The sequence below is a fragment of the Clostridium sp. TJA085 genome, from assembly GCF_058310235.1.
In genome coordinates, this window is record NZ_JBZEEZ010000003.1 from 73233 (window position 1) to 85910 (window position 12678).

The 12678-nt window shown below is 21.8% G+C and carries 12 protein-coding genes and 1 pseudogene; all 13 read right to left on the reverse strand.

The window, feature by feature from the left end; all coding sequences use genetic code 11:
• Nucleotides 1–78: 78 nt before the first annotated feature.
• The 13 genes and pseudogenes from AC4FQW_RS09685 to AC4FQW_RS09745 all read right to left on the reverse strand — a co-directional run bounded on the left by AC4FQW_RS09685 (nt 79) and on the right by AC4FQW_RS09745 (nt 12667).
• Nucleotides 79–420: a hypothetical protein gene (locus AC4FQW_RS09685; RefSeq protein ID WP_491148807.1), complete on the reverse strand. Its 342-nt coding sequence runs from the start codon at nt 418–420 to the stop codon at nt 79–81.
• A gap of 187 nt (nt 421–607) precedes the next feature.
• Nucleotides 608–3619, reverse strand: a complete 3012-nt coding sequence (locus AC4FQW_RS09690; protein ID WP_491148809.1) for an AAA family ATPase — start codon at nt 3617–3619, stop codon at nt 608–610.
• Between the two features lie 21 nt (nt 3620–3640).
• Nucleotides 3641–4165: a hypothetical protein gene (locus tag AC4FQW_RS09695; protein WP_491148810.1), complete on the reverse strand. Its 525-nt coding sequence runs from the start codon at nt 4163–4165 to the stop codon at nt 3641–3643.
• A 19-nt stretch (nt 4166–4184) separates the two neighbouring features.
• Nucleotides 4185–5531: a hypothetical protein gene (locus AC4FQW_RS09700; RefSeq protein WP_491148812.1), complete on the reverse strand. Its 1347-nt coding sequence runs from the start codon at nt 5529–5531 to the stop codon at nt 4185–4187.
• Nucleotides 5532–6497: a ComEC/Rec2 family competence protein gene (locus AC4FQW_RS09705; RefSeq protein ID WP_491148814.1), complete on the reverse strand. Its 966-nt coding sequence runs from the start codon at nt 6495–6497 to the stop codon at nt 5532–5534.
• Between the two features lie 530 nt (nt 6498–7027).
• The gene (locus AC4FQW_RS09710) at nt 7028–7465 is read right to left on the reverse strand and encodes an ATPase (protein WP_491148816.1); all 438 of its coding nucleotides are present in this window, start codon (nt 7463–7465) and stop codon (nt 7028–7030) included.
• Nucleotides 7466–7873: 408 nt separating this feature from the next.
• Nucleotides 7874–8134: a hypothetical protein gene (locus AC4FQW_RS09715; protein WP_491148818.1), complete on the reverse strand. Its 261-nt coding sequence runs from the start codon at nt 8132–8134 to the stop codon at nt 7874–7876.
• A 987-nt stretch (nt 8135–9121) separates the two neighbouring features.
• Nucleotides 9122–9667 carry a hypothetical protein gene (locus AC4FQW_RS09720; protein ID WP_491148820.1) on the reverse strand — a complete coding sequence of 182 codons (546 nt, stop codon included), beginning with the start codon at nt 9665–9667 and terminating at the stop codon, nt 9122–9124.
• Nucleotides 9668–10094: 427 nt separating this feature from the next.
• Nucleotides 10095–10415 (reverse strand): annotated as a pseudogene (locus AC4FQW_RS09725) (CDI toxin immunity protein).
• 47 nt (nt 10416–10462) lie between these two features.
• Nucleotides 10463–10792, reverse strand: coding sequence for a hypothetical protein (locus tag AC4FQW_RS09730; RefSeq protein WP_491148822.1), 330 nt, complete (start codon nt 10790–10792; stop codon nt 10463–10465).
• Nucleotides 10793–11422: 630 nt separating this feature from the next.
• Nucleotides 11423–11911, reverse strand: a complete 489-nt coding sequence (locus AC4FQW_RS09735; protein WP_491148824.1) for a PM0498 family protein — start codon at nt 11909–11911, stop codon at nt 11423–11425.
• A gap of 17 nt (nt 11912–11928) precedes the next feature.
• A complete protein-coding gene (locus tag AC4FQW_RS09740) occupies nt 11929–12171 on the reverse strand; it encodes a hypothetical protein (RefSeq protein ID WP_491148826.1) in 243 nt (80 codons plus the stop codon).
• A 214-nt stretch (nt 12172–12385) separates the two neighbouring features.
• A complete protein-coding gene (locus AC4FQW_RS09745; protein ID WP_491148828.1) occupies nt 12386–12667 on the reverse strand; it encodes a barstar family protein in 282 nt (93 codons plus the stop codon).
• Nucleotides 12668–12678 lie beyond the last annotated feature (11 nt).

Below are 12678 nucleotides of genomic sequence, written 5' to 3' on the forward strand. Positions count from 1 at the left end.
TACTTGTACATTTAAAATGATAACTATTTTTTTAATCGTTGTAATTGCAGTTTTCTCTTGTAAAATTCCAATTTCAATTTAAAAATCTTTTATATATGCATAAATGTAAGAATAACTATCTAATACAGGAACTAGTTTTATTACATACTTTCCAATTTCTAAATCAATATAAAGTAAAGTTTCTTTTTCATATCCATAACCTCTACATAATTCAATCACTTTAGAATAATTATTTAATACATCAAATTGAATATAATTTAATTCTTGTTGTAGTTTTTTTATATTTATCTTTTCAATATTTTTAAAATTTTTAGGATTCCATTTATTTGCTAATTCCCCATTATAAAAATCAATCCTCATTATTCCTAAAAGATCTTTTAAATCATAATTAAAATACCTTTTTCTACTTAATACTTTCATATATATTCCTCCTTAATAAAAAAACTAGGCACCATATTGGTGCCTAGAATTCCGAAATTTTTTATACAGTTATTTAAACTAAATAAGTCCAACCTTAAGTTGGACTATATCAATACTATAATATATGCTTTAAAATTTATTTTTTCACACTTGTATTAATCACATATAATCAATATAGTGAAATTTTTTATTTTTTTAATAAATTAAAATTATCATTCTTTACTCTTCCAATAGATGAAAACTTTAAAAATTTAGAGTTATAAAATTCATTTGATATTTTGTTTTTTAATAAATTATAAAATGATTCATCATGCGTAGATACAACTATTTGCCATTGTCCCTCCCTAACTATATTTCTTAACAAATCCACGAATGCAAGAACATTTATATCATCAAAGTGTCCTACTGGATCGTCTATAAATATTGTCTTTACTCTTAGATTCTGTAATGATAACGCTCCTGCAAAAAAAATACTCAGTGCAACTGTATTTAACTGTGCAGAGCTAAAGAAATATTCAGGTATAATCTCTTTATCCAATTCAGAATTTTTCCCTTTTATATATAATTCCGGTATATCATTTTCATTAAAGTTTACTTCACTTTTTAACTCCGTAAATTCTTTATTAGGCTCTATAATTTTATATATTTGATTTATTACTTTGCTTCCAAAAACTTTTTCGATATTTAATTCTAAATTAACTTTTAAAGCTGTAAATATTTCTTTTATTTTCTTTTCACTTTTTTTATAATTATCATGGCTTTTTTTTATTTTATTTAACTCTTTATATAATTCATCATGCTTTCTATTATATTCAGTTATACTTGATTCATTTATTATATAATTTAATATATTAATTTTAAATTCTAAATTTTTTATTGTATCTTTATTTTTCTTAAAGTCAAAAATCATATTATTGTAACTAATGTTATTATCAATATAAATTTGTGTATAATACTCTTTATACACATCAATATTAAAATAATTTTCTATTTTATAATCCATAATTTCTATAGGTAGCCCAGTATATTGTGCTAATTTCAAATTAACTAAATCTAATCTTTCTAAATAGGAATTATGTTCATCTTTTAAATCTTCATAATATTTTTTAAATACACTCCAATTAATATCAGATATATTACTTAATATTATAACCAACTCTTTATTTTCATCATTTTCAATAAATGAATCATATTTATTAGATAGTAATTTAATATCATTATCTAATTTGTTAATTTTTAATTTAATATCATTTATTTCACATATAAGTTTTGTTAATATTATATTTTCTTTTTGTAATCTCTCATTATAGATTACCTTTAGATTATTAATCCAAACTTCTAAAGAACTTCTAGAAAAATCTCCCTTATACTCTCCGAATTTTAATAAGTATTCCTTAAATTCTTTTATTTCCTCATTAATAGTTATAATTTGATTTTCAATATCCAAAAGTAATTTTTCTTTTTTTAAAATTTCATCAGATTTATCTGTAATTTGACTTGCTATTTCATCAATTTTTTTCTGACATATTTGATTCCAACTCTTAATCATTATAGATTTTTCATCAATTTTATAATTTTTTAATTTCTTTAATTCCTCTAATTCTAAATATATCTTCTCAGTTACTTTTTGATAATCATTTAAGTTTATCTTTGAGATCAATTCATTTACATTTCCAAATTCAGTTTTACATACAGGACAAGTCTTACTATTATTCATATATATATAATCTTTTATTTTTATTAAACTCTCTTCTAAATTCGAATAATTTTTTTTAGACTCAATATACATTTTTTCTTTTTCAATAATTTTATTATCAATTTCATTTATTTCTTTATATAAATAATTAGATTTTACTTCATAAATATTCTTATATTTATAAATTTCATCCTCAACATAACTAAGGCTAGATATATGAGTATAAAATTCTATCTTTTGATTATTATATTTGAAATTTTCTAAATTATCTATTAATATCAAATACTTTTCTTTCAAAAATTTATTTTCATGTATATACTTATTGATTTCAATTTTTCTTTTACTTAAATCTATAAATTCTTTTTTAAAATTCTCTATTTTAATTGCAGTATTAAAAATATAATCTGAATTTTTTAATAATTTATCATTCAAATCTAAATTTACTTTTATATTTTCATTTATACTATTTTTTTCTTCAATTAATCTATTTAAATTTATTTTACTTAGTTTTAAAATCTGATCTTTTTCTTTTATTTGAAATATTAAACTTTTATGGTCTAAATATTGATTAAGCCATCCCTCTCCAGCTTCATATAACTTTGCTTTTTTAAATAATTCTACCTCTATTTTGTTTATTTTTTTATCAATAAGCTTTTTTTCTTCATTATAATATTCATTATGGAATTTTATTAAATATATAATTTTATTATTTTTTAATGTAATATCCTCTTTTAAGCTTATTAAATTTGATTTTTTATTATCAATTTCTTTGTTATCCGGAATATTTATTATCTTATTATTATGTTTTTCTATTAATTTTATTTCTTCTTCATTGTTTGAAATTTTATTATATAAAGATATATTATTATTTATGTTTTCTATTTTTTCATCAATTATTGATAACTCTTCTATCTCTTCTTTAATATTTTCTATTTCTATTTTTAAATCCGAAACTTTTTTATTGCATGCCTTATTTAATAAATAAACTTTATTAAATAATTCACGTTGTTTTCCATCTAAATCCCAGAAATCTCCCCATTGTTTATATTTTTCAATAGGACTAGTAGCATAAACAAAATTATCAATTTTGCTATGTGGTAATATTTGATTTTCTGATATTATATTTTTGAAAGTTTTGGGAACAATACTTCCTTTTAGATAATCATTATTAGAACGACTACTATTTAATGTTGTCCTTTTAGCACTTTTCCCATCAGAAAATATCACTCTTACGTATGCATTTTCATCTCCTGCTCCTCTATTTTTTAATATGCTTCCCTTATACTTTTTTAATTCTTTACTTATATCTTTATCTTTAAATTTATGTATTTCTCCATATGAAAACCACTCTATACCATCAAAAAAAGAGGTTTTTCCCATTCCATTCTGTCCATAAATACATATAAAGTCCGCAATTTCACCTGCTTCATTTTCAAAATCTAAAGTTTCATTGCCTTTAAATGCTCTAAAATTATTGAATTCAACTTTTGAAATTTTTTTCAAGACTATATTCTCCTCTTCAAATTAATTATTTAAAATATCTATAGCTCTATTAAGAACAATATCATCAATTTTACCTATATTAATTTTATTAATAAATTTATAAAACTCTTCATTGTATTCTTTTAAAATTATGTCTAGCATAATATTTTCTTCATTCTCCTCAATACTAAACTTAAACAATCTATTTTCTACTATATCAATTAATTTTTCTTTGTCACTTGGCATTTTACTATTTATTACAATTTTTCGTGATGAATACTTATCCTGCTCAATAATATATAACAATTCTTTCGTTATATTTTCAATAAAAAAAATAACATAGACATTATATAATTCTATAATTTTTTCTAAATCAGTTTGTATATAAATAGCAACATTATCTATTATCTTTTTCCAATATTTTAATAAATCATTTTCATCTTTAAACTCACAACATATAATATTTATTTTATAATCATTGCTTTTTTTTTGAAAATGCCGCATGTCCAAATAATCACACGTTATATCTTCTTTTATTAAATCTATATATTTACCTATTAATTCCATATCATTCTCCTATTAATGCTTATATAATATTCTCAATAGCTTTTACCATATTAATTAAACTTTCGTCTTCTATTGAATTTAATAACTCATTTATATTTATTATAGATAATTCCTTTGGTTGACTAAATCCCTTTAAAATATCAAATCCTGTACCGTACAAAAATTCTCCCTTTATGTCACTAATTATTTTTTTGAATTTTTGAGAACTACAAACCTGCTCCCCCCTTATCTGTTTCTTTGTATTCCATATAATCAATGTATTATCTTCAACTTTATTCCTCATTAAATAATCAGTTTTCAATGAGCGAATAAAACTCTCTATACTAAATCTACTTAAATCCAAATCACCATCAGAACAAATATATTTAACTGGTATTAATTTAGATTTTAAATTAATTATTGGTTTTTCAAAATCAACTGATTTATTCAGATACTTTAATATACATAACACTATTAAAAGCGAATTTCTAAATATAGTGCATTCATGTGGCGTAATATTACTTTCACATTCCTTTGAATTTCCACAAAAATCACATTTGAACACGTAATCAAAATTTTCATCAATTAATTTATACATTATTTCTACTAATTCATCATTATTTATTTCATCTAAAAAATTTTTTGCACAATCTTTTAAATTTCCACAAATATCACAAACAAATTTAGGCTCATCCCATCTCATATCCTTACAAATATCATAAATTAATTCACATGACATTCCTGAAAATGTACCTAAGCCTGCATTTACACCTACTCCATTTGTATGAATACCTAAGAATAAAATCTCATCTGTACTATTTAAAAATATGCCTGCACCTGAAATTCCAATCATTTCTTCGTCTCTTTCTACATTGTTCAATCCAGTACTTAATGAATAAGTAAACCTTTTACTCACCCTATCTATATTTTCACGTATAGCATCTATCTTTTTATTACTCATAACAAATGATTTATCATTCAGTACATCTGGAAAGCCTCTGAAAATAATTTCTTTATTATCTATCGTATTTTCTGGCTTTAAGAATTTATAAGAACATAATTCTATATTCATTATTTTTTCCCTTTTACACCTTATTACAGCCACATCATTCATTGGTAATTTCCCATCTTCTAAAAACAACTCTTTATGTATTGCTATATCACCTCTATCTACTCTAACGCATCTATATTTTTGATCCTTATCAATATAAGAAATACTTATATTTTCTTCACTAAATATATGAGCTGCAGTGAAAACATATACATATTGTGAATTTGGATTAGGTTGCCACCATATACCAGATCCTAATATATTTTTATTCTCATTACCTTCTTGAAAACTCTCTATTCTAACAGAAAGATATAACAACTTATCTTCTAAATTCATTTATATATCCTCCTCATTTTTAAATACAGTTTTTTCACAAATAACCAATCTTTTATTTGTAATATATTTTTCTTTATCCTTCAAACTAAAGTAATTGTTGCCCTTCCACCACTCATAATTACAATATATTATCGCACTATCACAATAATTAGTTATTCTGGCTATAGTTTCTTTATCTACAGGTCCTTTAGATGATATAATGAATTCTTTACATTTTAAACTATTTAAAAGATCATAGCTTGTATTATATTTACTTCCATGATGTGCTATTTTAACTAAATCAAATTTTTCATTTAAAAAGTATTTGTTTTTACCATATATTACATCTTCTGAATGGGCATCCCCTAAAAAAGCAATCTTTTTACCTTTATACAAAAAAGCAAAAGAAATAGATGCTTCATTGGTATCACTACAATCACATTTATATTTATCTAATATAATTATTTCATCTATATCTTTATAATCTATATTAGATTTATGTAGATTATGTTTATCAATTATTTGTGCTACTTTTAAAAGACTTTCATATTTAGGAGTTATAACTTTTAAAAATGCTCCATTTATACTTTCTTGATATCCTTCATAAATAGGAGATTTTAAATTTATATTTTTTTCTTTTATTAAGTCAACCAATTTAGTTATATTATTAGGTGAATGCTGCTGATTAGTTCTATACGCCAAACTACCTTCTCCATTTAGCCATATATTTTTAATAATTTTAAAATCATTTTTTCCACTGCTAATATATTTTTTAAATCCCATTATATGATCATTATCTATATGTGTTAGAATCAATAAGTCAATATTTTCTCCATACTGTTTAATTTTATAAATTATTTCTTTAAATTTTAGGCTAAAACTTGCAGGTCCTGAATCTATTAATATATTAGTTTTTTTCTTTTCTCCATAACGTATCCAAATACTATCACCTTTGTAAGCTTTTCCAATCCTTATTTCTAATCCCAATTTCACTAGCTCCTATCAATAAAAATTACTTATATTATACATTTTATTACATTATTTTTCATAAATAAATATCTTTTTAATACATTAAATAATGACTAATTTAGTTTAAAATAACACCTCAAGAAAGTTATGTGTTATTTTTATGAGTAAAGATAATAAATATTCAAATGAATTTAAAAAATAATAGATGAATATTTAAGTGATAAAGAAAGCTTTTATTCAATATTAAAGAAAAAAACTTTATACAACAACAATATTAACTCTTTAGAAAAGTATAAAACTTTAGTTGAAGTGTAGATATTATTTTATAATATAGAACGTATAAAATTAAGAAAGTCAGGAAAATAAACTTCCTGACTTAGCTTTCTATTTTGGAGAATATTTAGGATTTACTTCAAGTTTTTAGTATATTTCCTATAATTAAGTTAACAACTTTTTTCATAAATTACTTATATCATGCCAATTATTGAAATATTATTTCCTTGATATTATACTTAACTTAGAACTTATTGTATTTAAATAAAAAATATCTACTTCACTATATCAACTGCCCAAGCTGGAATATTATTTTCTCTCCATATTAAAATTCCATTATTTACATAAGCAATTTCTCTAAATCTTTTTGTATTATCATATATATTTATTTCATCACATATATTAATAACTTCCTTTAAATTATGTAATGAATCATAATATCTTCTTTCTATATCATTATCAGGAATTCCATGTCCTCCATTACTTACTCTAATTTTAACTCTTTCTTTTGCAATTTCAGGATTATCAACGCCAATATAATTCATAACAATATAAAATCCATTTTCTTTTGCCAATTTAATATTCTTTATAATACTTTTTCCTGATAATGTTGTCTCCTGATTAAATGAAATTCCTTCTTTAATATATTTCTTAATTAATTTAACTGCTTCTCTTGGTTTACTAAAAATCAATTCCCAAATTCCTACGTTCATAATTTTATCATATTTACTTCATTGTTTAACTACATATAAAATTTAATCTTCAAAGTTTAAAAGTAAAACTTAACCATTTATAGGCATCCTTAAAAAATAGAAAATCTTTAAGATATTCAACCATATATTTTATTCCACTTGTATGATTCCTATAATTTTAACCTATAATAAAAAAGTAATGAATCAGATTACTTAAATTTTAACTTATTCATTACTTTATACTTTCATTAAATTATTTATATATATATTTAATTTGTATAAATACTTATATATCAAAATACTTACAAATATTTTACTCATTTTAATAAATATCTATCCTTTGACAATAAAAACTTATATATTCACCTTCTAAAATATCTACAGGAATAGTCCCATCTTCTAGTTGTAGTGCTATTTCACCTACCTTAGCTAAATTATTTTTTTATCTATTAGTTTAGCAATTATATTATAATATAACTCTTCTTTTTGCTTTTCTATATAGAATTTTTCATTATCGGATTTAATTACATTTCTATTATTAAAACAATACACAAACTCTGTTATTACCTGATTTACAGCTAAATTACATGGCTGAGAAAAACATATCAACTCATTAACCCAATCTGTAATTGAAACTTCTGCTTCTAATGCACTTTCTGAAATCATATTTATATTTTTTATTTTAAGCATATTATCCTCCTTATTATTTAATAAATCCTAAACTTAGAGCTTTATTTAATAATTTTAATACAGTCCTAATATGAAATGTTGTAATAATTTTCAATTGATCTATCGATTCCCACAAATACATATTTATCACTACTAATATCAGCTAATAACTTAATAAATCTATTTAACCAAGAATTATATTTCCATTTATAACCTTACCAAATATAATTATTACCTTTAGTCATGTGACCTTTATGCCTACAAATAATTACCAATATTTACTATCAAATAATAATTTTTTTAAGTTTACTAACAATTCCTATTTCTTTATAATTTAAATTATATTTTCTATTAATAGATTCAGTGATTATATACTAAATAAACTATGCTATATTCCGCCTTCATATTCTCTACAACCTTTAGATAAATAATATTTATACTTTTCAATTTGTATAATATCAATTTTATTCAATATTCATATAATTATTTAATTATTGAAAATACTGTTTACCCATACACGTATTTTTCTCTTGTTTGATTATATACACCATGTGTGCTACATAATATTTCATACACATCTTGAGCATAATATCTTATATATCATTCTTTAAATGAACTTTCATACATTTTCCCATCTGAATAATAAACTAGAGGAACAACAATTACAGCTTTAGGACAACCATCTAACCCTCAGTAACAACTAGATAGTAAAATATAAACATTTATAACAATAAATTTATTTCTTTTAATATTATTAGCATTTGATTTTTTAAATAAATCTATATCCAAAAGATAACTTTATTTAAACAATATACATTAATTTTATTTATCATAAATTTAATAATAAATAAATATATATATATATTTATGAAAATTTCAAATTAACTAATTTCATATTAATTCTTTGGTGGATAATATATATACTCTTGATAACCTATTGTATATTTATCTATAAAAAGTAAGAACAGCTTAATTGCTGTTCTTACTTTTTATAAAATTAATTATTTTTTATAAAAGATCATTCCAAAAAGGAATATAATTTAATTTTTCATAATCTATATCACTTTGATTTTTATCTCCAAATTCTATTTTTAAATATGAACTTAGATTTTCTCCATAACAAATTATATCAGTATCATGCATTGAAAATATTGGGATATTTTTCATGTTAACTTGTGGCATATATCTATGAAAATATATAGGTATTAATTTAGGAGCTTTTTCTAATAAATTTCTAATTATTTCTACTTTTTCTGATTCATTATTAGGCTCTTTTCCCCAATCATCACACCAATATACTTCATTCGCTAATTCATATATATCTTTTATCGGTCTTTCTATAACTTCCTTTATAAATTTTACATTTTTATCATCAAAATTTCTCCAATTACAAAATCCTTTGGATACAGGTAAAGCTATATTATATAAATTTTTTAATTCTTCTGGCAATTCAATATTATACACTTCTTCTATTTTTTTTATCTCGCTATTTGATAATCCAACTTCAAATTCTATTCCTTTATCTTTTAACTTATTAATTAACTTCATATACATTTAAAGTTCACCTTCTTTATTCTATATATAGTATTTGTAAATATTATATTAATTAAAAAAATTACTAATATAAATATATCTATACTCATTCTCGATAAATACTTTTTGAATTTAATATTTAAATTTCCCTATTTAAATTATCCATTCTTATTTATAATATTATACCTTTTTTATTTTTCTCTTCCTATTATTAAACTTATTATAACCCTTTTTATATAAATAAAAAATTAAGCCCTACTTTAAAATAGTAAGGCTTATTTGAATTTATTTTCTTAAATCACTTTTTTGTATCTAGATATTGAATTAATTCATATTATTAAAATAACCATAATAATTATTCTTAGTAGTATTCTCTCATACATTATTTATAAAATCCTATCATAATTTCACCATCATGATAAAATTCTATAACATATTCTTCATCTACTTAAAATAGCCATGTATCAAAGCTTACTGCTGTTACATCATAAATAACATTTAGCACACTACACAGATTGCTTTTTATTATTGGTAAATCTAGCTGATTCCATATAACATAAACTTCAATACTATTATTTAATATTTTTTCTTTAATATCTACAATATTATTTATTCTTTCTTTTTTAATAACTTTATCCTAATTAATTCTTCCCCAATCAGTGAAAGGAAATTTATCATACAAATTATTTAAAATCTTATTTTTTTCATCATCTAATACTATCATATAGTTATCTTTTAATTCTTCTAAACATTCTTCATATAATGTCACTTTTCAATCAATTCCTTTAATTTAAATTATCCCGATTATTTCTGTACTTAATAAAATACATTAATCATACTTATATTATTAATTAGAATTTTACAATTTTCCATTGTTTCTGATGTTAAAAATTCATCTATAGGATCCCCAAACGTCAACCATTTATTTGATATATTATTTAAAAAATATTTCAAGTTTTTCTCATCTAGTTTCTCGTAAAATTCTATTTCAACCTCAACTACATACATGGAATCATCTTTCCAATACAATTCATTTTTTATAAATTTTTTTGTTTTAATTTTTTCATTAATTGACTTTATTAATTCTTCAAAAGTATTTTTAGACTCTAAACTACTACATGAATATATATACGCCCTAATAAACATCCTTTAACCACTTTTCCTATTTATTTACCAAAAAATTTTTATGAATTTAAAACTAATTATCTATTAATTATTCACTATATTTTTCTTCTTCTCTATTGAATTCAATCATTTCATTAATAGCGTCTTTTAGCCAATCCCAAAAATAATCATATTTTTTTCTTTGCTCATAACCTTCTGATGAAAAATCATGTATTATTTGTACACTTTCACCTTTACCAATTTCAAAGCATGCTATATCATCATTGTCATTTCGTTTTGCAAAAGGTATTAATTTTCTAGATGGATACCTTTACCTAATCCCATTTAATCTATCTATTGTCATTTCTTCATTCATTATATATCATAAATCAAAATTCAACAGATCTAATTCTAAAGCTTTAATAAACGATTGTGGATATTCAAATCCGTAAATTTCTAGTTTATTTTTTAAAATATCTATTTTCATCTCCATTTTAATAGTTTAGTTTCATATTATATCATTGATTAATTCTATACACTGTTAACTGAAATTTTTAGTAACATCATTTTTAATTATATATAATAAAAATTTTAATACTATTAGCAGCATCAACAAATAAATTCTTTTTTTATCAAGAAAAAGAGTACCGAAAAAATCGATACTCTAAACTTTTAAAATTTATAAACCATTATAGCCTCATCTACATATCTATCTAAATCTTTCTCATTTAACCAGGAATTTTCATTTTCTCTAATCTTGTAGAATCTTAATGTAACATATTCCTTATCTGAACTAAAAACTATACAAAATTTATCATTAGGATACCTTAATTTAAGTTTATACTTTAATATCTCTATAATTTTAAAACTTAACTTAACAATTGAATTGAATGATCCTTCAATAATATAATCATTTACCCTAATTTCATTTCGTGATGCTTCATATCCTACCCTATCTCCAAATCTTTTAAGTATAAAATCAAAGTCTATATTTTTTTTAACTACTCTATTTTCTAAATCAAGAATAACACAATCATGTACTTCTATTATATTAGGATTAATTATTTTTTCTAATTCATTTAAATCTATTTTTATAATATTTTCTTTTTTATTATTTATATTTTTTAATATTCTTTTCATGTTTTGATTAACTTTTCTCAAAATTCATCATCTCTTTACTATAAATTTTTTTCACCTAAAAATTTCAATGCTTTATTTATACTTTTAAAAAACTCATTATCTTTTAAAAGATTTTGTATTTTCTTAGGTGCTAATTCACCTGTATCAATATCATAAAATTTCTTATTCTCTACATCAAAGTACCATTTTCTATTATTAGACTCATGATAGTGAATTTGACCTGCTCTTACTCCTGGTGCTGGATTTTCTACATCAATTCTTTCTGTTTTACTTTTTTCCAAACTGTTTTACTTGAAAACTGCGCACCGGATTCTCCCAAAAGCTTTTTTGCACAATCATTATGAACTAATAAACTATTAATTTTATTTTTAAACTATATAATAAAAAATACTAGAATGACTTGATTATCATTCTAGCATATTAAAATTATATTTTAAATATAAAACATATCATTAAATATTGACTCTTATACTGAATAAATTAATGATAGTATTACTAAACAGTATCTTTTATTATTATTTTGAATCCTTTAAGCTCCTTTTGAGCTTCGTCAAAAATCTCTAATAAACTTTTCGCATAGTCACCTAAATATTCTTTGCTTCTTTTAAAGTTTATCCATACAACTTCCATAGGTAAATCAATCCACCCTGTTAAGCAATCCCATAATGCATCCAAATTCTCTCCATAATATTCTGGTAATTCTAGTTTTGTCTTTAAAACCTTATGAAGTTCTTCTTTAGTTTTAAAATCTTTCCCGTCTAAAATAATTTTGTTCATTTTTTTCTCCT